The following is a 21,592-nucleotide window of genomic DNA, read 5'->3' on the forward strand; positions in this document are numbered from 1 at the left end:
GCTCCCACCGCTCAGATCACCAGCGCGCCCCTGAACCGGCCGTGGCCGATCTGGCGGTCGGTGACGGCCAGATATCCGTGCCCTGATTTCTCGGCGGTGCCGATCGTCGTCGGAGGGATGGAGATCCACGATGCGACGCTTTCCGGATCGGTGACACCCTCCGAGTAGTCGTCGGCGTCGTCGAACAGATCATCCGGGTCGTCGGACATCAGGCTCTGCTCGAACGGCATCGGCTCCCCGATCCACTGAGGATCGCCGTAGGTGCGGTAGCCACGCCGGTCCTGCCCCTTCTCGGCCACCCACCAGATCTTCGCCCCGTCGTAGTCGTCGACGAGGTAGAAGTGCGCTTCGCGACACCGGGCGCTGAGCCGCTGGACCGCGTCGGCCCAGCGGTCGTTGAGGAAGTCGTTGCCGTAGACCAGACGCCAGCCGTCGAACTCGGGGCTGATGAAGACCCGGTAGCCGGTGGCCGTCCGTCCGTCGGAGTCCTGGTACCCGACCGAGTTCTCGCTCTCGACCGAAGCCGACACCCCCATGGCGACGGTGGCCGGCCGCGGGTCGTGGAGCCCCAGCGCCTCCACGATGTCCTCCGCCTTCGCATGGGGAACGGCGAGCCACCGCCCGATGGGCAGGTCATCGGGCTGCTCGTCGACCAGCTTGGCCGCCACCAGGCGCTCGACGGCCCGCACATCCTTCTCGTCCAGTACGTCGGCGCCACCGAGGTCCGCCAACGCCCGCAACGCCGACCGGCGCAGACGTCCCGGCCCCTGACGGCGGATCCGCTGCAGAGGTGGCAGCGCCTGCTCGCCCAGCCGTTCCAGCAGCAGCTTCGCGGCCCGGTAGCCCGCGACTCCGTCACCCTGCTCCGCGAGCGCCAGCACATGCTCAACGGCCGGTGCGCCGACGGCGATCAGCGCGTTCTCGGCGGCCCGCCTCCGCGCTCGGTCACGGGACCGCAGTTCCCCTGCGAGGGCCTCGATGTCGATGTCGTCGCTCATGGGGAAAACCCTAGTCGGCCGTACCGGAGCCTGTCCCGGAGCCAGTTTCGCGCAGGACCTCTCGTCGCCCACCGGTACCGTCTCCCTGAACCGCGCCGGAGGGATGACCGACCGAATGACCCACCAGGAAGCGGCACTCGACGACACCCCACCGCACGAGGCCGCGTCCCGGCTCCTCCAGTGGTGGCGGGACGAGGACGTCGCCGAGGCCCTGCGTCAGGAGGCCGGGCGCACCGACCCCGGCGCCCCGAAACGCGTCGGTGAGCACCTGGTACGCCGGCTCCGCGAGGCGGCCCCCGGTTTCCGGCACCCCGCCGGCTGGGCCGCCTCCGGTCCCGTCGGGGCGTACGCGGCGGCCGGGCCGGCCATGCACGCGGCGCAGGCCGGCCGGTTCGAGGCCGACGTGCTCGGCGACGGTGAGTCCATCGCCGACATCCCCCGCACCGCGCTGCTGGACGCCGCCCGCTGCGCCTTCGGCGGCGAGGGCCTGCCCGGTGGGAACGCGGCGGCCGACGCGAACTACCTTGCCCTGTACGGGGTCGACCCAGCGGCCCAGCCCGAATGGGCGCCTGGCTGCACCTGATGGCCACCGCGCGCGGCGACACCGGCCTCGCCTCGGCCATCGCCGGCAGCGGCATCGCACTGCCCTGGACCACACACTGGACCCTCTGGCGTCCGCCCGGCGGGTACGACCCCACGTATCTGCGGTACGAGGCCGTCAACGACCTTGTCGAGGTGCGCCGGCAGGGCCGTCCCGCCGTAGCGGTCATCGGTGACCGGGACGGTTCGGTACGTGTCCGCGACCCGCACACGGCGCGGCAACTCGCCGGGCCCTGGTACGAAGGCGACATTCCGGCCTCCGACCGAGCCGCCCTGACCTGGCCGGACGCCGAAGAACACGACGAGCCGGGCCCGGTCTCCACCGAGAACCTGGAGGACGCCGCCGGCTCGGCGGAGGGCCCCTCCGCCGGTTACGACTACTGGCTGGACGTAATGCTCCAGGTCGACGGTGTCGTCCTCCTGGCGGGGGAGGGCGGCCTGATCGCCCTCGTGCCCGGCGCCCCCGAGGACCCCGGCGCCCCCGAGGACCCCGACGGGTTCTCCGGCATCGAGCCCTGCCACCGCACGCTGCTCGCGGCCGCCTTCTCCGCCCCGGACGCGGTGCGGCACGCCACCACCCCGCCCCCGTCCCCGGCCGATCCGGCCCGCCTCCTCGGTCCGGGGGCCGTGCACCGCACCGCCCCCGAAGCCCTGCCGCCGGGTCTGACCGACGACAGCGCCCGCCGGGTCCTGACCGGCTCCGGGCTGCCCGAACCGGACGAGCAGGGGCTCGGTCTCCAGCCCCGCCGGGCGGAGTTCCTGAACGAAATCCCCTGGCCCCCCGACCTGCCCGCCCCGGACACCGCCGGACCGTTCTTCCGCATCGGCCAGTGGATGGGGGGCCTTCTCGTCCTCGACGGTGCCGCCGGCACGGTCCTGCGTATCCCCGCCGGCCCCGACGAACCCGGCCTTGAGGGCAGTCTGGTCGCGGCGGACCTGGAACGCTTCCTGACCATGACCGCCGAATGGATCGTCGGCCATCGCACCCTGGCCCGCATCGGAGGGCTGGAAGAGCCACGTGCGCTTACGCCAGGAGATCGAAGGGCGCCTGTTGGCTCATCGACCCGGTGGGCAGCGCCTCGAAGGCATGGACGTACGCCCTGTACAACGACTGACCCGCTGATGCGTTCGCACGCCCGGGCGGGGAGGATGGGGCGGCAGGGACGACGACGCCTACAGGGGATGCGCTGATGCTGATTCAGAAGGGCATGAACGTACCGGTGCCCGCGCCGGTGGTGCGGGTGGAGCTGGGCTGGGGCACGGGCCCCGGTGTGCCGGACGCGGACGCCTCGGCGCTGCTGCTGACGGGCGGGAAGGTGCGGTCGGACGCCGACTTCGTCTTCTACAACCAGCCGGGGCACGCCTCGGGCGCGGTACGGCACGAGGGCAAGACCCCGGCGGCGGGCGGGGCGGGCGTCACGGATGTGCTGACCGTGGACCTGGGCCGCCTGGAGCCCGCCGTGGAGACGGTGGTGCTGGCGGCTTCGGCGGACGGCGGCAGCTTCGGGCAGGTGCCGGGACTGCATGTGCGGGTCGTGGACGCGGGCAGCGGGGCGGAGATCGCGCGGTTCGACAGCGCGGACGCCACGGTGGAGACCGCGTTCGTGCTCGGGGAGCTGTACCGCCGGCAGGGCGCGTGGAAGTTCCGGGCGGTCGGGCAGGGGTACGAGAGCGGGCTGGCCGGGCTGGCGACCGACTTCGGCATCTCCGTCGAGGACGGGGGCGACAACGATGTACCGCCGCCGCCCTCCCCGGTCATGACGGCCCCGCCCGTGACCATGCCGCCGCCGATGCCGCCGTCCATGCCGGCGCCGATGCCCGCCGCCCCGCCCCAGCCGCCGCCCGCGCCGAACGCGCCGCCGGTCAGCCTCAGCAAGGTCACGCTGACCAAGCACGCCCCCGCCGTCTCCCTCACCAAGCAGGGCGGGACCTCCGGGGCGATGCGGGTCAACCTCAACTGGCAGATGGCCCGCCCGGCGTCCGGGGGCGGCACCGGCGGCTGGATGCGCAAGCTCGCCAAGGCGGGTGCGGCGCCCCCGCCGGTGACCGACCTCGACCTGTGCGCGCTGTGGGAGCTGAACAACGGCAGCAGGGGCATCGTCCAGGCCGTCGGCGGCAACTTCGGCAACCTGCACCAGGTCCCGTACATCCACCTGGACGGCGACGACCGTACGGGCGCGGTCAGCACCGGCGAGAACCTCACGGTCAATCTCGACCACGCCGCCGAGTTCCGCCGGATCCTGATCTTCGTCATCATCTACCAGGGCACCGGCAGCTTCGCCGGTCTGCACGCCACCGTCACCCTGCAGCCGCAGTACGGCGCGCCCGTCGACTTCGCGCTCGACGCGTGCGACGCGCCCTCGCGGGTCTGCGCCCTCGCCCTGATCACCAACCACGACGGCGAGTTGGTCGTGCAGCGCGAGTCCCGCTATCTGCCGCCGCAGCCCGGGGTCAGCATGCAGCAGGCGGCCGACCTGGCGTACGGCTGGGGTCTGGAGTGGCACCCGGCGCGCAAGTAGCGTGCGGATGTGGTGGACGCGGATGCGCGCGCGCCGCCCGACGTGCGAGCGTGGCGGGATGACTGCGGAATCGTTGCGGGAAGCGGCCAGGGGCTGGCGGGGGATGGGCAGGCAGCTGGAGGGGATCACGCACGATCTCGACCGGCGGGTCCGTCAGGTGCGGGAGACCCACTGGCACGGGCCGGCCGCGGAGGCCTTCGGCGGCGAGTGGCAGCGGCTGAAGGGGTCCGTGGACGAGGCGCTGCCGGTCTTCGAGCTCGCGGCGGCCGGGCTGGACGACGCGGCGGACCGGATGGACGACCAGGACCACCAGGACTACCAGTACCACGAGGACCACGAAGGCCAGCCCGCCGATCCCGCGCGGCAGGCGGCCGCTCCGGCGGTCGACGACACCCAGCTGGTCCTCCGGATAGCCTTCGCCGCCAACGCCCTGAGCCAGATAGGCGCCCAGCTCGGATCCACCTTCGGCGGCGCGGGCCGCAGGCCGCAGCGCGGCGCCCGTCAGGCGGCCCCCACCGGCCCGCTGCCCGCCCCCGAGGGCTCGCACCTCCCGAACGGCGTGATCGGCGTCCCCGTGGCCACCTCCGCCCCCCGGCGGGACCTGCCCGCCGGCGGCCTCGGCGTCGCCGCCGGCGCCCGCACCCCGGCCGCCCCGGCACCGGCGGCCCCGGCCCCGGCCCCGGCCCCGGCCGCCGCCCCGGCACCGGCCGCCCCCGCCCCCACCGACCACGGAGTCTTCGGCTGAACGCGGAAGCGGTGGCGCCCCCGGGCCAGGGCCCGGGAACGCCACCGCCTCACGCTCGCGTGACGGATCGTCAGTTCGTCGGCAGCCAGCCGGTCTGCACCAGCTGCGCCCCCTTCTTACGGGTCACGAACTGACCGCGGCCCTGCGGCAGCCGGGCGGCCTTGGTGCTGCCGACCAGCGGCCCTTCCTGCGGGTCACCGGACATGATGAGCGCCTGGGCGCCGAGTTCCTTCATCCGCTGCATGAACGGCTCGAACGAGGACCGGGACGCACCCTGCGAGCTGCGGGCCAGAATGACGCGCAGGCCCAGGTCGCGGGCGAACGGCAGGTATTCGAGCAGCGGATGGAGCGGGTTGCCGCTGCTGGTGGCCACCAGGTCGTAGTCGTCGACGATGATGAAGGCGTCCGGCAGGTCGTACCAGGAACGGTTGCGCAGCTGGTCCGGCGTGACGTCGGGGCCGGGCATACGGCGGCCCATCGATCCCGCGAGCCCCGTGATGACCTCCTGCAGTGACGGCGCCGCGGCGCAGTACTTGTACAGATGGCTGTCGGGGATCTCGCCGAGCAGCGCGCGCCGGTAGTCGGAGACCACGAACAGCGCCTTGTCGCTGGGGTAACGCTCCGCGATCTGCTTGGAGAGCAGCCGCAGCACCGACGACTTGCCCGACTCGCTCTCGCCGTAGACGATGAACAGCGGGTCGGTCTCGAAGTCGATGAACGAGGGCTGCAGCGTGGTCTCGTCGACACCGAAGGCGACACCGCGCTCCGGGAAGTCGCTGCCCTTGGGCAGCTCGCTGACGAGCAGCCGGGTCGGCAGCATCCGGACCGGCGGGGCCGGGGGGCCCTGCCAGTGCTCGGCGACGGTCGACACCAGGTGCGCCATGCCGTCGCCCAGCGAGTCGGTCTCGCTGACGCCGTCCAGCCGGGGCAGGCCGCCCAGGAAGTTGAGCTTCTCCGGCGACAGGCCGCGGCCGGGCACCCCGGCGGGGACGGCCTCGGCCTTCTTGCGGTCGAACTCGGACTCCATGGAGTCGCCCAGGCGCAGCTCGACGCGGTTGAGGAGCTGGTCGCGCAGGGCGGGCCGGACCTCGGTGTAGCGGGAGGCGCCGATCACCAGGTGGATACCGAAGCCGAGACCGCGGGCGGCGATGTCGAGTATCACCGCGTCGAGCATCTCGTAGTCGGTCTTGAAGGTGCCCCAGCCGTCGATGACCAGGAAGACGTCGCCCCACGCCTGGTCGGGGTAGGCCCCGGCGGCGCGCCGCTGGCGGTAGGTGTTGATGGAGTCGATGTGGTTGGCCCGGAAGAACTCCTCGCGGGCGTTGAGGATGCCGGTGACCTCGGCGACCGTACGGCGGATCTTCTCCGCGTCCAGCCGGGAGGCGACTCCGCCCACATGCGGCAGGCCCTCGAAGGCGAGCATGCCGCCGCCGCCGAAGTCCAGGCAGTAGAACTGCACTTCCACCGGGGTGTGGGTGAGCGCGAAGCCGGAGATCATCGTGCGCATCAGCGTCGACTTTCCGGACTGCGGACCGCCGACGACCAGGCCGTGACCGGCCGAGCCCGAGAAGTCCAGGTACATGACGTCCCGGCGCTGCTCGAAGGGCTTGTCGACGATCGCGACCGGTACCACCAGCTTGCCCAGCAGCGGGTACTCGGGCGCGTGCGCGCCGCGCTCCGGGGTGGCGGCCAGCGCGGGCAGCAGCTGGTTGACGGTGGGCGACTCGTCCAGCGGCGGCAGCCACACCTGGTGGGCCGGCGGGCCCTGGCCCTGCATGCGCTGGACGATGACGTCGAGCACCGTGTCGGCGAGCGCGTCGTCGGTCTGCGGGACCTCCGGCTCGTGGTCCTGCGTCTCCTCGATCATCCGCATCTCGACCGGCGCCGCCGTGAACGGCACCGGCAGCCGGTCCAGCCGGCCCCCCGTGCTGCGGCTGCCGCCACCGCCCGGACGGTACGCGCCGGAGACGTACGCGGCCTTGAACTGCACCATCGTCTCGGTGTCGTACTTCAGGATGCCCGAACCCGGCACGTTGGGCAGGTGGTAGGCGTCCGGCACGCCGATCGCGGTCCGCGACTCGGCCGCCGAGAAGGTGCGCAGACCCAGCCGGTAGGACAGGAAGGTGTCCAGGCCGCGCAGCTTGCCCTCCTCCAGGCGCTGCGAGGCGAGCAGCATGTGCACACCCATGGACCGGCCGATCCGGCCGATCTGGATGAACATCTCGATGAAGTCCGGCCGTGCGGTGAGCAGTTCGCTGAACTCGTCCAGCACCATCACCAGCGACGGCAGCGGTTCCAGCGCGGCACCGGCGGCACGGGCCTTCTCGTAGTCGGTGATGTTGGCGTAGTTGCCCGCCGTACGCAGCAGTTCCTGGCGGCGCTGCAGCTCACCGGTGATCGAGTCGCGCATCCGGTCGACCATGGTGAGGTCGTCGGAGAGGTTGGTGATGACGGCGGCGACGTGCGGCATCTCGGACATGCCGGCGAAGGTCGCGCCGCCCTTGAAGTCCGCGAGGATGAAGTTGAGGGTCTCCGAGGAGTGCGTCACCGCCAGCGCGAGCACCAGCGTACGGAGCACCTCGGACTTGCCGGAGCCGGTGGCGCCGACACACAGGCCGTGCGGGCCCATGCCCTCCTGCGAGGCCTCCTTGATGTCGAGCATGACGGGCTGGCCGTCCTTGTCGACACCGATCGGCACCCGCAGCCGCTCGTGCAGCGAACGCGGCCGCCAGGTACGGGAGACGTCCACCGCGGCGGGGTCGCCGATGCCCATCAGGTCGGTGAAGTCCAGATTGCCCAGCAGCGGGTCGTCGCCGTCCGCCGAACCCATCCGCAGCGGTGCCAGCTGACGGGCCAGGGCCTCGGCCTCGGCGACCGACAGCACGTCCGGAACGCCGGTGTAGACAGCGCCGTTCGCGGACTCCAGGCGCAGCCGGCCCGGGTACACCTCGACCGCCAGGCTGCTGCGCATCTCGTCCAGGTCGCCGGGGACGACCTCCATGATCGTGACGCCCTGCAGTCCCTCGGCGCCGGCGATGACCGAGTCCTCCGGCACCCCGCCGCCGTCGAGCACGACCACCAGGTGCGGCACGTCCAGCACCGGCGCGGCCGCGGTGTTGAAGCGGCCCCGGCCGTCCAGGATGTCGGCCAGCAGGTCCTCGACCTCGCCCAGGTCACCGACGACCAGCCGGCGCGTGCCCGCCCCGTCGTGCGTGGTGTCCTGCGCGTGCGGCAGCCACTTGATCCACTCCCACTCCGGGAGCGCGCCCGGGGCGGCGACCACCGCGACCATCAGGTCCTCGGGGGAGTGCAGGGCGACCAGCTGGGCGATCATCGCCCGCGAGGCGCCGTACACGGTCTCCGGGTCGCCGGAGAGCGTCAGGTGGTAGAAGGCGCGCAGCGACACCGCCAGCGGCAGGTTCTCGATCGAACCGTGCGAGGACAGGAACTGCTTCATCGCGTGCGCGGTCAGCGGCTCCAGCTCGTCCACCGGAGCGGTCTCGGGGGCCGCCAGGGGCGTCGCCAGCTGCTGCGGGCCCAGCCCCAGCCGGACCTGCGCGAAATCTCCATCGGTCGCCCGCCGTTCCCACACCCGGCGGCCCTCGGCCACCACCGACCACAACTGGTCGGGGCTGGGGTGCTGGAAGAACTGCGCGTCACGCTGCTTGCGCGCGGTACGCCGGATCTGACGGCGGGTCTGCGACAGGTACTTGAGGTAGTCGGTGCGTTCCTGGGCCATCTGCCCCGAAGGCCCCTGCCGGGCCTTGATGATCTGGGCGATGGCCATGGCCAGCGTCGAGGCGACCATCAGACCACCCATGATCTTCATGAACGGTTGCCCGCCGATGAAGAAGAACGCCGCCGAACTGCCCATACCCAGCATGGGCAGCAGGTTCATCAGGAGTCCCTGGTCCTCCTGGCGCGGCAGCTCCGGCGGCGGTTCGAGGCGTACCTCCTCGCCGCTGACATCGGGCGGCAGAGCCCGAGGCGGGCGCTTGACGATGACAACGCTCACCGAGGCACCAGTCCTTCACGCAGATCGCAGAGAATAGGACCGCCCCCGTTTATTGACGGTCCCCCCGGCCAATTCACTTGCCGTTGGCGCTGGCGACGATCCTACTGACAGGCGTCAACCCAAGGGCCGGGTGGGGCAAGTGAGAAACCAGCGGTACGCTAACGCACCGCCGCCACCTCGCTGCCCACGCAGCCGAAGGCGGCCAGGGCCCGCCCGGCGCACCACGGTCCGGACGGCCCGGGGCATACGACGCGATCGGCCGCAGAACGGGCGGAGCCTCAGGAAGCGTTCCACTTCCGGGAGTTCACCCCCGCCGGCGGACCACCGTGCCGGACGCCGCACCAGCCAACCACCACACCGGACGACGGGGGAACCTCCAGGTGAGCATGACCGCAGCGACCGGCTTCTGCAGGGTCACAGTCGCCGCGCCGGAAGCACGTATCGACGTCGCCCTGCCCGAGGACGTCGCACTCGTCGATCTCTACCCGGAGATCCTGCGCCTCTCCGGCCAGTCCCAGTCCGAAGGCGCCCCGACCGGCTATCACCTGGTGCGCCGCGACGGCACCGTCCTGGACGCCGGCCGCTCCCTCGCCGAGCAGCGCATCCTCGACGGCGACCTGCTGCTGCTGCGCCCGTTCGCCGAGTCACTGCCGTCGGCGGTCTACGACGACGTGTCCGACGCCATCGCCTCCGCGGTGAGCCGCGACCGCCGCCGTTGGAGCGACGAGCTGATGCGGGGCGCCGGCCTCACCGCCGGCGTACTGCTGCTGGTCATGATGGCGTTCGCGCTGTGGTTCGCCGACCCGGTCCGGCGCGACATGAACAGCCTCCAGGGCATCATCGCCGGCGCCACCGGCGTCCTGCTGGTCGCGCTGGCCGGCGTACGGGCCCGGGTCTACGACGACCGCGCCTCCTCGATCGCCCTGGGCCTGGCCGCCCTGCCGCACCTGCTGCTCGCCGGCTCCGGCGTCTTCCCCGTCGACCGGGGCGAGGGACCGGGGCGGCTGCACTTCCTGGTCGGCTGCGTCGTCGTACTGATCGCCTCGATCCTCCTGGTCGGCCTGCTGCCGCGCGGGGACGCGCCCTTCGTGGCCACCTCCTTCCTCGCCGTGACCGGCACCCTGGCCACCTTCGCCGCCGTCCTGACCGACGCCGCCGTCAGCGAGGTCGCCGCCGTCACCGCCGTCGCCGCGATCGCGGTGGTCGCCTGGCTGCCCTCGCTGTCCGCGCGCTTCGCCCGGCTGCCCATCGGCTTCCGCTCGCCCGACCAGATCGCCAAGGGCCGCGACTGGGGCAACGGCCCGGACCGCGGCAACCGCGCGATGCCCGAGGAGGAGTCCGTCGACTTCGACCGCATCGGCGCCCAGGCCCGACGCGGCCACGAACTGCTCCTCGGCCTGGTCGCCGGCTGCGCCGCCGTCGTGACGGCCTCCGCCGGCGTCGTCCTCGGCTTCTCCGACAACCACTGGGCGCAGGCCCTGGCGCTGGCCGCCGGTGTCGCCACCATGCTGCGGGCCCGGCTGTTCCACTACACCTCGCAGGTCGTGTGCCTGCTGGTGGCCGGCATCCTCACCATCATGGGGCTGATCCTCGGGCTGGCCCTGAACCCGCCCTCCGACGCGCTGCTCGCCTTCCTCCAGGGCGACGGCGCCCAGCTCGACATCCGGATCGTCTGGTTCGCCGGCAGCATCGCCATCGGTGCCGCGCTCCTCGTGGCCGTCGGCCTGATCGTCCCCAGCAAGGGGGTCTCCCCCTTCTGGGGACGTATCCTCGACGTCTTCGACGCCACCGTGCTGCTCTCGCTCATCCCGCTGGTGCTCGCGGTCCTGGACGTGTACTCCATGGCCCGCGGCATGACCAGCTAGCGCTGTTTTCCGGCGCGTCCGGCGACTGCGGACCTGCTCGGCCGCGGGCCGCGCAACGCGGTAAGGCATGCCGGTCACAGGTGGTAACCTGTGACCGGTCGCCTGTGCTCACGCACATGTGCGCCACCCCGCTTCCAGAGTCGTCGAAGTTCCCCTGTGACCTAGACCAGGGGCGCTCGGAAGCACCCAGACACCGAGGAGTCCGTATGCCGCTCGACATCGCGACGAAGAAGCAGATCATCGCCGAGTTCGGCCAGAAGGAGGGCGACACCGGCTCCCCCGAGGTCCAGGTCGCCATGCTTTCCCGCCGCATCTCGGACCTGACCGAGCACCTCAAGACCCACAAGCACGACCACCACTCCCGTCGTGGTCTGCTGATCCTGGTCGGCCAGCGCCGCCGTCTGCTGCAGTACCTGGCCAAGAAGGACATCCAGCGCTTCCGTGCCCTCGTGGAGCGCCTCGGCATCCGCCGCGGCGCGGCGGGTGCCCGCTAAGACGCCATGAAGGGAGCGGTTCCCCTCCGGGAGCCGCTCCCTTCGCGTACGTAAGGACACCGGCCCGGGCCCCGCACGACGCGTGACATGTGCGGAAGCTTTGTAGGCTGGTGGCACAACGCGACAACGCACAGGAGGAGCGTCCTCCTGCCGCCATACGAGCCGGTCCTCGGTAGTGGCCCCCGGGCAAGCATCCCGGAGGCTTCGATCGAAGACCGGCCCGGCAGGACGCCCCTCCAACCGACGGTCCCGCGGGAAACGCCCGCGAGGACACGAACGAGGAGAAACCCCATAGTGGAGAACGAGACCCACTACGCCGAAGCCGTGATCGACAACGGTACCTTCGGCACCCGCACGATCCGCTTCGAGACGGGCCGTCTGGCCCGTCAGGCCGCCGGCTCCGCCGTGGCCTACCTGGACGACGACACCATGGTGCTGTCGGCCACCACCGCATCCAAGAACCCCAAGGACCAGCTCGACTTCTTCCCCCTCACGGTGGACGTCGAGGAGCGCATGTACGCGGCCGGCCGGATCCCCGGTTCGTTCTTCCGCCGCGAGGGCCGCCCGTCCGAGGACGCGATCCTCACCTGTCGGCTGATCGACCGCCCGCTGCGCCCGTCCTTCAAGAAGGGCCTGCGCAACGAGATCCAGGTCGTCGCCACGATCATGGCGCTCAACCCGGACCACCTGTACGACGTGGTCGCGATCAACGCCGCGTCCGCCTCGACCCAGCTCGCGGGTCTGCCGTTCTCCGGCCCGATCGGCGGCGTCCGCGTCGCGCTGATCAACGGCCAGTGGGTGGCGTTCCCGACCCACTCCGAGCTGGAGAACGCGGTCTTCGACATGGTCGTCGCCGGCCGTGTGCTGGACGACGGCGATGTCGCGATCATGATGGTCGAGGCCGAGGCCACGACCAAGACGATCGCGCTCGTCGAGGGCGGCGCCGAGGCGCCGACCGAGGAGGTCGTGGCCGCCGGCCTCGACGCCTCCAAGCCGTTCATCAAGGTCCTGTGCCGCGCGCAGGCCGACCTCGCCGCCAAGGCCGCCAAGCCGACCGGCGAGTTCCCGGTCTTCCTGGACTACCAGGACGACGTCTTCGAGGCGCTGCAGTCCGCCGTCACCGACGAGCTCGCCCAGGCGCTGACCATCGCCGGCAAGCAGGCCCGCGAGGCCGAACTGGACCGCGTCAAGGCGCTCGCCGCCGAGAAGCTCCTCCCGCAGTTCGAGGGCCGCGAGAAGGAGATCTCCGCCGCGTACCGCTCGCTGACCAAGAAGCTGGTCCGTGAGCGCGTCATCAAGGACAAGGTCCGCATCGACGGCCGCGGCGTCACGGACATCCGTACGCTCGCCGCCGAGGTCGAGGCCATCCCGCGCGTGCACGGTTCCGCGCTGTTCGAGCGTGGCGAGACCCAGATCCTGGGCGTCACCACCCTCAACATGCTCCGCATGGAGCAGCAGCTCGACACCCTGGCGCCCGAGACCCGCAAGCGCTACATGCACAACTACAACTTCCCGCCGTACTCCGTCGGTGAGACCGGCCGCGTGGGCTCGCCCAAGCGCCGCGAGATCGGCCACGGCGCGCTCGCCGAGCGTGCCCTGCTGCCGGTGCTGCCGACCCGCGAGGAGTTCCCCTACGCGATCCGCCAGGTCTCCGAGGCGCTGGGCTCCAACGGCTCGACGTCCATGGGCTCGGTGTGCGCCTCCACCATGTCGCTGCTGAACGCCGGTGTGCCGCTCAAGGCCCCCGTCGCCGGTATCGCCATGGGCCTGATCTCCCAGGAGATCGACGGCCAGACGCACTACGTGGCGCTGACCGACATCCTCGGCGCCGAGGACGCGTTCGGCGACATGGACTTCAAGGTCGCCGGCACCAAGGGCTTCGTCACCGCCCTGCAGCTGGACACCAAGCTCGACGGCATCCCCGCGTCGGTCCTGGCCGCGGCCCTCAAGCAGGCCCGCGACGCCCGTCTGCACATCCTCGACGTGATGATGGAGGCCATCGACTCCCCGGACGAGATGTCCCCCAACGCGCCGCGCATCATCACCATCAAGATCCCGGTGGACAAGATCGGTGAGGTCATCGGCCCCAAGGGCAAGATGATCAACCAGATCCAGGAGGACACCGGCGCCGACATCACCATCGAGGACGACGGCACCATCTACATCGGTGCCGCCGACGGCCCGGCCGCCGAGGCCGCGCGCGCCACGATCAACGGCATCGCCAACCCGACGATGCCCGAGGTCGGCGAGCGTTACCTGGGCACGGTCGTCAAGACCACGACCTTCGGTGCCTTCGTCTCCCTGCTCCCGGGCAAGGACGGTCTGCTGCACATCTCGCAGATCCGCAAGCTGGCCGGCGGCAAGCGGGTCGAGAACGTCGAGGACGTCCTCGCCGTGGGCTCCAAGGTCCAGGTCGAGATCGCCGAGATCGACCAGCGCGGCAAGCTCTCGCTGATCCCGGTCGTCGAGGGTGAAGACGACAAGGACGCCGCTCAGGACGAGCAGAGCTCGTGACCTCACGCACCACCCGTGCGACGGCCCGCCCCTCCACCAAGGGGCGGGCCGTCCGCACGCAGACCCTGCTGCCCGGCACCGTCGACGGCATCGGCACCGTACGGCGCAGCGTGCTGCCCGGCGGCCTGCGCGTCATCACCGACACCCAGCCCACCATGCGCTCCGCGACCTTCGGCATCTGGGTCGGCGTCGGTTCCCGCGACGAGACCCCGACCCTCAACGGCGCCACCCACTACCTGGAGCACCTGCTCTTCAAGGGCACCAAGCGGCGCAGCGCCCTGGAGATCTCCTCGGTGATCGACGCCGTCGGCGGCGAGATGAACGCCTTCACCGCCAAGGAGTACACCTGCTACTACGCACGTGTCCTGGACCGCGACCTGCCGCTGGCCATCGACGTCGTCAGTGACATGCTCACCGGCTCGCTGATCCGCCAGGAGGACATCGACGCCGAGCGCGGCGTCGTCCTCGAAGAGATCGCCATGACCGAGGACGACCCCGGCGACCAGGTCCACGACCTGTTCGCCACCGCGATGCTCGGCGACTCCCCGCTGGGCCGCCCGGTCCTGGGCACCGTCGAGACCATCAACGCCCTCACCCGCGACCAGGTCGCCCGCTTCTACCGCAGGCACTACGACCCGACCCGGCTCGTGGTGGCCGCCGCCGGCAACATCGACCACGACACCGTCGTCCGCCAGGTCCACCAGGCCTTCGAGGACGCCGGGGCCCTGCGCGACCCCGACGCCGTGCCGGTGCCGCCGCGCACCGGCACCCGTACGCTGCGCGGCAACGGCCGCGTCGAGCTGGTGGACCGCCGTACCGAGCAGGCCCATGTGGTGCTCGGCATGCCCGGCCTGTCCCGGCACGACGACCGTCGCTGGGCGCTGGGCGTGCTCAACACCGCCCTCGGCGGCGGGATGAGCTCCCGGCTGTTCCAGGAGGTCCGCGAGAAGCGCGGACTGGCGTACAGCGTGTACTCGTACACCTCGTCCTTCGCCGACAGCGGCCTCTTCGGGATCTACGCGGGCTGCCAGCCCAAGCGGGTCCACGAGGTCCTCAAGATCTGCCGCGAGGAGCTCGACCAGGTCGTCGAGCACGGCCTGAGCGACGAGGAACTCAGCCGCGCCATCGGCCAGTTCTCCGGCTCCACGGTGCTGAGCCTGGAGGACTCCGGCGCGCTGATGAACCGGATCGGCAAGAGCGAGCTGTGCTGGGGCGAGCAGATGTCGGTGGACACCACCCTGGAACGGATCGCCGCCGTCACCCCGGAGGAGGTGCGGGCGGTCGCCCGCGATGTACTGGGACAGCGCCCCTCGCTGGCCGTCATCGGCCCGCTCAAGGACAAGCAGGCCGCGCGCCTGACCGAAGCGGTCGCCTGAAGGGTCCGGCCCGGCCGGCGACCGAGGACACAGCAGAAAGCGAGGACCCCGTGAGCACTCCGCTTCGCGTGGCGGTCATCGGAGCCCGTGGCCGTATGGGCTCCGAGGCGGTCAAGGCCGTCGAGGCCGCCCCCGACCTGGAACTGGCCGCCGCCATCGGCAGCGGCGACAAGCTGGAGGCGCTGACCGAGGCCGGCGCCCAGGTCGCGATCGAGCTGACCAACCCCGGCGCCGTCATGGGGAACCTCGACTTCTGCGTCCGGCACGGCATCCACGCCGTCGTCGGCACCACCGGCTGGACCGACGAGCGCCTGGCGACCCTGGAGGGCCTGCTCGCCGACGCACCCGGCACGGGGGTGCTCATCGCCCCCAACTTCGGCATCGGCGCCGTCCTGACCATGCGGTTCGCACAGCAGGCCGCCCGGTTCTACGAGTCCGTCGAGGTCGTCGAACTCCACCACCCGGACAAGGCCGACGCCCCCAGCGGCACCGCCGTACGCACCGCCCAGCTCATCGCGGGCGCCCGCCGCGCCGCCGGTCTCGGCGACCAGCCGGACGCCACCAGCACCGCACTGGACGGCGCCCGTGGCGCCGACGTCGACGGCGTCCCGGTGCACGCGGTACGGCTGCGCGGGCTCATCGCCCACCAGGAGGTCCTGTTCGGCGACGCCGGCGAGGTCCTCACCCTGCGCCACGACTCGATGAACCGCTCGTCCTTCATGCCGGGCGTGCTGCTGGGCGTACGGCGCGTCGTCTCCACGCCGGGGCTGACCTTCGGCCTCGAACACTTCATGGACCTGGACTGACAGGACTGAGCTGCATGCGCGCGAAAATCACGTACTTCGTCCTGGCGGCGGTCCTCGTCGTCTACTTCCTCCTGGTCGGCAGCCGGGGCGTCTGGCTCATCGAGGACGGCCGCGCGGTCACGGTGACCCTCGGCGTCGCCGTCCTGGTGCTGCCGCTGCTGGGCCTGTGGTTCCTCTGGCAGACCACGGCCTTCGCGCGCAACGCCGACCGGCTCGCCAAGGAACTGGAGGTCGAGGGCGGCCTGCCCGTCGACGAGCTGGTCCGCACCCCCTCCGGGCGGGTCGACCGCGACTCGGCGGACGCCGCCTTCGCCCGACGCCGGGCCGAGACCGAGGCCGCCCCCGACGACTGGCGGACCTGGTTCCGCCTCGCCGTCGCCTACTTCGACGCCCGCGACACCCCTCGCGCCCGTAAGGCCATGCAGCGCGCCATCGCCCTGCACGACGGCCGGACCGGTTCTCCCGGCCCGTCCGGCGACTGAGGGCACCGACGCGGTCACCGCACCAGCGCTAGCGCAGTGCGGCGGCCCACGCCTCTATGGCGTCGGCCGCCATGTCGAACGCCTCCGTACGGTGCCAGAAGTCCGCGTTGTGGTCGGTCAGCAGCGGCCGCAGCTGCGCTCCGCCGGCCCGCGTCACCACCAGGGCCTGTCCCATCACCGTCCTGGGCAGCCCCAGCACCTTCACCGGCTGCTGCGCCGTGCGCACCGAGCCGACCTGGTCCCACGGCAGTGTGACCGTGTAGAACAGCCCGACCTGCCGCAGCCCGCGGCCGCTCACCCAGAAGCCCACCCGCAGTATCCGCAGCGCGGTCACGATCATCGCCGCCGCGATCACCAGGCACGTCCCGGCTCCGCCGCCGTTGCCGGCGATGCCCATGATCCCGGCCGCCACCAGCAGGTACGCCACGAACACCAGCATCATCGCGGCCAGTGCCACCCGCAGCGGCCCCGGACGGTACGTACGCATCCAGGTGTCCCGTGCGGCATGGGGGAGGGCGTCGTCGTGGTCGCCGTCCGCGGCGAGAAAGGGCAGAGACACGGCTCAGGTCCTATCGGGGCAGGGGTCACTCTGACCGGGAGGCTATCCGGCAGCTGTGGCCAAGGCCACCACCGGCATCCCCGCGGTGGTGATTTGCGCCATGTGCGGCGATGTCGGCGTTGTCCGTGGCAGGCCCTAGGCTTGGCGCCGCCCCGAGCTTGTTCCAGAGGAAAGGACCTCCGGTGACCGACACCACCGCCGAGACCGCTGTGCACTTCCGCGGCGATGTGACCGTCGAGCTGGTCAAGAACAGCGCCGCGGACTCGGACGTGCTGTGGGCGGCACGTGTGTCCACGGCCGGAGAACAGTCCCTGGAGGAGCTGAGCAAGGACCCCGAGCGCTCGAAGGGTCTGATCAACTACCTGATGCGGGACCGCCACGGCAGCCCCTTCGAGCACAACTCGATGACCTTCTTCGTCAGCGCCCCGATCTTCGTCTTCCGTGAGTTCATGCGCCACCGTGCGGGCTGGTGTCTCGCCGGGGACACCGAAATCACCCTGGAGAGCGAGGCCGGCAGCCCGCGCACCCTGACGATCGAGGAGCTGTACCAGCACTGGCACTTCGGGGACGCGGACCGGCTCCCGGCCTCCGCCGGGGGCGTGACCTGGAACGCCGCGGCCGGAAAGTGGACGGGTCAGGTACGCCAGGAGGACGAGAACCACTATCTGGGGCTGTACGAGAGCCGGGAGGCCGCGGAGAGCGCGGTGGCCGAGTTCCGTGAGCGGCATCCCGGCACCCGTCTGCCGAAGCTGGAGTCCGTGCGTCGCAGCCGCGTCCGCTGCTACGACGAGGAGACCCTGCTGGCCCAGCGGGCGGCCATCGTCGACGTCATCGAATCGGGCGTCAAGCCGCTCATCAGGCTGACGACGGCGAAGGGCCGGGTACTCAGGTGCTCCGTGGACCATGCCGTCCTCACCCCGCAGGGATGGGCCAAGGCAGGAGAGCTGGCCGTCGGGGACGCCGTGCTGGGCGCGGGGACGGCCTCCGGTCCTTCCGGTGAAGTCGTGCCTCCCGGCCTGCACCGTGGCATCGGCGTCTGGACGTCCATGCGGCGTGACCGGCTGATCGCCGAGACCGACACCTGTCACATCTGTTCCGGGACGTTCCCGAGGGAGGCCCTCGCCCTGGATCACCGGGTCCCGGTGGCGGCGGATCTGAACCGTGCCCTCGACGAGAGCAACCTCGCCCCCGCGTGCGAGGACTGCCACACCAGGAAGAGCGCCGAGGAGCAGGCCCTCGCGCTGCGTGAGGGCAGTCTCGCCGTCGCCGTGCCGGAGACGATCGTCTCCATCGACGAGGACGGCGAGGAGATGACCTACGACCTCTCGGTGGAAGGCCCGTGGCACAACTTCCTCGCCAACGGGATCGTCGTACACAATTCGTACAACGAGGAGTCGGGCAGGTACCGGGAGCTCCAGCCGGTCTTCTACATCCCCGGCGAGGACCGCAAGCTGGTGCAGCAGGGCCGCCCCGGCAAGTACGAGTTCGTCGACGGCACACCCGAGCAGTACCGGGCGGTGTCCGAGGCCATGGAGAGCTCCTACCGGCAGTCCTACGCGGCGTACCAGGACATGCTGGCGGCGGGCGTGGCCCGTGAGGTGGCCCGGGCGACCCTGCCGGTCGGGCTGTTCTCGTCCATGTACGCGACCTGCAACTCCCGCTCACTGATGCATTTCCTGTCCCTGCGGACCCAGGACGAGCGGGCCACCGTTCCATCCTTCCCGCAGCGGGAGATCGCGATGGTCGCCGAGAAGATGGAAGAGCACTGGGCGAAGCTCATGCCCCTGACGCACGCCGCCTTCAACGCCAATGGCCGGGTCGCGCCGTAGCCGGAGACCACCCGGGCAGACCGTTGTCCGAAAAGTTCCGATTGCGTGCTTATGTAACCTTCATCTAAGCTGCAGAAACGGATTCCGGTGCTGCTTGAACCCCCGAGCAGGCAGCGCCGGAGTCCTCTTCGCAGGTCCCAGGGGCATCCCGGGGGAAGATGTCCCCACTCCTACCGAGTAGCGTTGGACCCATGGCTCCGACCTCCACTCCGCAGACCCCCTTCGGGCGGGTCCTGACCGCAATGGTCACACCGTTCACCGCGGACGGCGATCTCGACCTCGACGGCGCGCAGCGGCTCGCCGCCCACCTGGTGGCAGCGGGCAACGACGGCCTGGTCGTCAACGGCACCACCGGCGAGTCGCCCACCACCAGCGACGTGGAGAAAGACCAGCTCGTACGAGCCGTACTGGAGGCCGTCGGCGACCGCGCCTTCGTGGTGGCCGGAGTCGGAACCAACGACACCCGCCACAGCGTCGAGCTCGCCCGGCAGGCCGAGCGGGCCGGAGCCCACGGTCTGCTCACCGTGACGCCGTACTACAGCAAGCCCCCGCAGGAGGGCCTGTACCGGCACTTCACCACCATCGCCGACGCCACCGCCCTGCCGGTCATGCTCTACGACATCCCCGGCCGCAGCGGCGTCCCGATCGCGACCGAGACCCTGGTCAGGCTGGCCGAGCACCCCCGCATCGTCGCCAACAAGGACGCCAAGGGCGACCTCGGCGCCGCGAGCTGGGCCATAGGCCGCAGCGGCCTCGCCTGGTACTCCGGCGACGACATGCTCAACCTGCCGCTGCTCTCGATCGGCGCCGTCGGCTTCGTCTCCGTCGTCGGCCATGTCGTCTCACCCGAGCTGCGCGCCCTGCTGGAGGCGCACCTCGCGGGCGACGTGGTCAAGGCGGCCGAGATCCACCAGCAGCTGCTGCCCGTCTACACCGGGATGTTCCGCACCCAGGGCGTCATGACCACCAAGGCCGCCCTGGCTCTCCAGGGACTGCCCGCCGGCCCGCTGCGCCTGCCGCTGGTGGAACTCACCGACGACGAGACCGCACAGCTGAAGCAGGATCTGGCCGCCGGTGGGGTACAGCTCTAACAACAGACTTCACAATTGAATACAGAAAACCGAACGTAACCAGATGAATCGCACGATATCGCGCGCGCCATGTGCCCACGACGGGCATGTGGCGCGCGTGGCGAGGAGAAACTTTTGAGCCATCCGCACCCTGAGCTCGGCCCGCCCCCGCCTCTTTCCGAGGGGGGTCTCCGTATCACCCCGCTCGGCGGTCTCGGGGAGATCGGCCGCAACATGACCGTCTTCGAGTTCGGCGGGAAGCTGCTGATCGTCGACTGCGGCGTCCTCTTCCCCGAAGTGGACCAGCCCGGAATCGACCTCATCCTTCCGGACTTCACCTCGATCAGGGACCGTCTCGACGACGTCGTCGGCATCGTCCTGACCCACGGCCACGAGGACCACATCGGCGCCGTCCCCTTCCTGCTCCGCGAGAAGGCCGACATCCCGCTGATCGGCTCCAAGCTCACCCTCGCGTTCATCGAGGCCAAGCTCCAGGAGCACCGCATCCGGCCGTACACGCTGGAGGTCCTCGAAGGCCAGCGCGAGCGCATCGGCCCCTTCGACTGCGAGTTCGTCGCCGTCAACCACTCCATCCCGGACGCGCTGGCCGTAGCCATCCGCACCCCGGCCGGCATGGTCGTGCACACCGGCGACTTCAAGATGGACCAGCTGCCGCTGGACGGCCGCCTCACCGACCTGCCCGCCTTCGCGCGGCTCGGCGAGGAGGGCATCGACCTGCTGCTCTCGGACTCCACCAACGCCGAGGTCCCCGGCTTCGTCGGGGCCGAGCGGGATATCTCGTCCGTGCTCCGGCAGGTCTTCACCAGGGCCGACAAGCGCATCATCCTGGCCAGCTTCGCCAGCCACATCCACCGCATCCAGCAGGTGCTGGACGCGGCCCACGAGCGTGGCCGCAAGGTCGCCTTCGTCGGCCGCTCCATGGTCAGGAACATGGGCATCGCCCGCGACCTCGGCTATCTGAAGGTGCCGGCCGGCCTCATCGTCGACGTCAAGGTCCTCGACGACCTCCCGGACGACAAGGTCGTGCTGGTCTGCACCGGATCCCAGGGCGAGCCCATGGCCGCCCTGTCCCGGATGGCCAACCGTGACCACCAGATCCGCATCGTCGAGGGCGACACGGTGGTCCTGGCCTCCTCGCTGATCCCCGGCAACGAGACCGCGGTCTACCGCGTGATCAACGGCCTCACCCGGTGGGGCGCCACCGTCGTCCACAAGGGCAATGCCAAGGTCCACGTCTCGGGCCACGCCTCAGCCGGCGAACTGCTGTACTTCTACAACATCTGCAAGCCCAAGAACCTCATGCCGGTTCACGGTGAATGGCGTCACCTGCGCGCCAACGCCGAGCTGGGCCAGCTGACCGGTGTCCCGAAGAACCGCTGCGTCATCGCCGAGGACGGCGTCGTCGTCGACCTCGTCGGTGGAGTGGCCAAGGTCGTGGGCAAGGTCCAGGCCGGATACGTCTATGTCGACGGCCTCTCCGTCGGCGACGTCACCGAGACCTCCCTCAAGGACCGCCGCATCCTCGGCGAAGAGGGCATCGTCTCTGTCACCGTCGTCGTCGACAGCAGCTCCGGCAAGCTCATCGGCGGGCCCTTCATCCACGCCAGGGGCTCCGGAATCGAGGACGAGGCCTTCGCCGCCGTCCTCCCGAAGGTCGAGGAATCCCTGGCCAGGGCGGCTGCGGACGGCGTCGCCGAAG

Annotated in this window: 15 protein-coding genes and 3 pseudogenes (1 of these 18 cut by a window edge); 15 read left to right on the top strand and 3 right to left on the bottom strand. The window is 70.9% G+C overall.

Annotated features, from left to right (window positions below; all coding sequences use genetic code 11):
- Positions 1-11: 11 nt before the first annotated feature.
- The gene (locus RWE79_RS28915; RefSeq protein ID WP_475943003.1) at positions 12-998 is read right to left on the bottom strand and encodes a hypothetical protein; all 987 of its coding nucleotides are present in this window, start codon (positions 996-998) and stop codon (positions 12-14) included.
- A 115-nt stretch (positions 999-1,113) separates the two neighbouring features.
- Between RWE79_RS28915 and RWE79_RS28920 the strand changes: the two genes are divergently transcribed.
- Genes RWE79_RS28920 through RWE79_RS28935 form a run of 4 tightly spaced genes read left to right on the top strand, consistent with a single transcriptional unit; the run spans position 1,114 to position 4,862 of the window.
- Positions 1,114-1,581 carry a hypothetical protein gene (locus RWE79_RS28920; protein ID WP_475943004.1) on the top strand — a complete coding sequence of 156 codons (468 nt, stop codon included), beginning with the start codon at positions 1,114-1,116 and terminating at the stop codon, positions 1,579-1,581.
- Positions 1,581-2,789, top strand: a complete 1,209-nt coding sequence (locus RWE79_RS28925; RefSeq protein ID WP_475943005.1) for an SUKH-4 family immunity protein — start codon at positions 1,581-1,583, stop codon at positions 2,787-2,789. Before RWE79_RS28920 ends, RWE79_RS28925 begins: the two co-directional genes overlap by 1 nt.
- Positions 2,789-4,117, top strand: coding sequence for a TerD family protein (locus tag RWE79_RS28930; RefSeq protein WP_475943006.1), 1,329 nt, complete (start codon positions 2,789-2,791; stop codon positions 4,115-4,117). Before RWE79_RS28925 ends, RWE79_RS28930 begins: the two co-directional genes overlap by 1 nt.
- 58 nt (positions 4,118-4,175) lie before the next feature.
- A complete protein-coding gene (locus RWE79_RS28935) occupies positions 4,176-4,862 on the top strand; it encodes a WXG100 family type VII secretion target (protein WP_475943007.1) in 687 nt (228 codons plus the stop codon).
- A 70-nt stretch (positions 4,863-4,932) separates the two neighbouring features.
- Here RWE79_RS28935 and eccCa read toward each other — a convergent pair whose 3' ends face one another.
- Positions 4,933-8,877: a type VII secretion protein EccCa gene (gene eccCa, locus RWE79_RS28940; protein WP_475943008.1), complete on the bottom strand. Its 3,945-nt coding sequence runs from the start codon at positions 8,875-8,877 to the stop codon at positions 4,933-4,935.
- A gap of 386 nt (positions 8,878-9,263) precedes the next feature.
- Here eccCa and eccD point away from each other — a divergent pair, with 386 nt between their 5' ends.
- From eccD to RWE79_RS28970, 6 genes are all read left to right on the top strand, one after another.
- Entirely contained in the window at positions 9,264-10,742 is a 1,479-nt protein-coding gene (gene eccD / locus RWE79_RS28945; RefSeq protein ID WP_475946173.1) for a type VII secretion integral membrane protein EccD, read from the top strand.
- A 206-nt stretch (positions 10,743-10,948) separates the two neighbouring features.
- On the top strand, positions 10,949-11,236 hold the full coding sequence (gene rpsO, locus RWE79_RS28950; RefSeq protein WP_329311744.1) for a 30S ribosomal protein S15: 288 nt from the start codon (positions 10,949-10,951) through the stop codon (positions 11,234-11,236).
- A 294-nt stretch (positions 11,237-11,530) separates the two neighbouring features.
- Complete coding sequence (locus tag RWE79_RS28955) at positions 11,531-13,750, top strand: polyribonucleotide nucleotidyltransferase (RefSeq protein ID WP_475943009.1); 2,220 nt, start codon at positions 11,531-11,533, stop codon at positions 13,748-13,750.
- Positions 13,747-15,126 carry a M16 family metallopeptidase gene (locus RWE79_RS28960; RefSeq protein WP_475943010.1) on the top strand — a complete coding sequence of 460 codons (1,380 nt, stop codon included), beginning with the start codon at positions 13,747-13,749 and terminating at the stop codon, positions 15,124-15,126. Before RWE79_RS28955 ends, RWE79_RS28960 begins: the two co-directional genes overlap by 4 nt.
- 50 nt (positions 15,127-15,176) lie before the next feature.
- The gene (dapB, locus tag RWE79_RS28965) at positions 15,177-15,932 is read left to right on the top strand and encodes a 4-hydroxy-tetrahydrodipicolinate reductase (RefSeq protein ID WP_475943011.1); all 756 of its coding nucleotides are present in this window, start codon (positions 15,177-15,179) and stop codon (positions 15,930-15,932) included.
- Between the two features lie 14 nt (positions 15,933-15,946).
- Positions 15,947-16,414, top strand: a complete 468-nt coding sequence (locus RWE79_RS28970; RefSeq protein ID WP_475943012.1) for a hypothetical protein — start codon at positions 15,947-15,949, stop codon at positions 16,412-16,414.
- 28 nt (positions 16,415-16,442) lie between these two features.
- On the opposite strand, the gene RWE79_RS28975 is transcribed toward RWE79_RS28970, so the two are convergent.
- On the bottom strand, positions 16,443-16,973 hold the full coding sequence (locus RWE79_RS28975) for a hypothetical protein (RefSeq protein WP_475943013.1): 531 nt from the start codon (positions 16,971-16,973) through the stop codon (positions 16,443-16,445).
- Positions 16,974-17,155: 182 nt separating this feature from the next.
- On the opposite strand from RWE79_RS28975, the pseudogene RWE79_RS28980 reads away from it, so the two are divergent.
- From RWE79_RS28980 to RWE79_RS29000, 5 genes and pseudogenes are all read left to right on the top strand, one after another.
- Positions 17,156-17,443, top strand: a pseudogene (locus RWE79_RS28980) (FAD-dependent thymidylate synthase); the annotation flags it as partial.
- A pseudogene (locus RWE79_RS28985) lies at positions 17,423-18,349 on the top strand (HNH endonuclease); the annotation flags it as partial. The pseudogenes RWE79_RS28980 and RWE79_RS28985, both read left to right, overlap by 21 nt.
- Positions 18,350-18,352: 3 nt before the next feature.
- A pseudogene (thyX, locus tag RWE79_RS28990) lies at positions 18,353-18,802 on the top strand (FAD-dependent thymidylate synthase); the annotation flags it as partial.
- Positions 18,803-18,993: 191 nt separating this feature from the next.
- Positions 18,994-19,893: a 4-hydroxy-tetrahydrodipicolinate synthase gene (gene dapA / locus RWE79_RS28995; RefSeq protein ID WP_475943014.1), complete on the top strand. Its 900-nt coding sequence runs from the start codon at positions 18,994-18,996 to the stop codon at positions 19,891-19,893.
- Between the two features lie 114 nt (positions 19,894-20,007).
- Positions 20,008-21,592, top strand: the 5' portion of a protein-coding gene (locus RWE79_RS29000) for a ribonuclease J (protein ID WP_475943015.1). 101 nt of this gene lie beyond the right edge of the window; 1,585 of the gene's 1,686 nt are visible here — the first part of the coding sequence; it begins with the start codon at positions 20,008-20,010; its stop codon lies beyond the right edge, outside the window.

Source organism: Streptomyces sp. RLA131 (assembly GCF_056270125.1).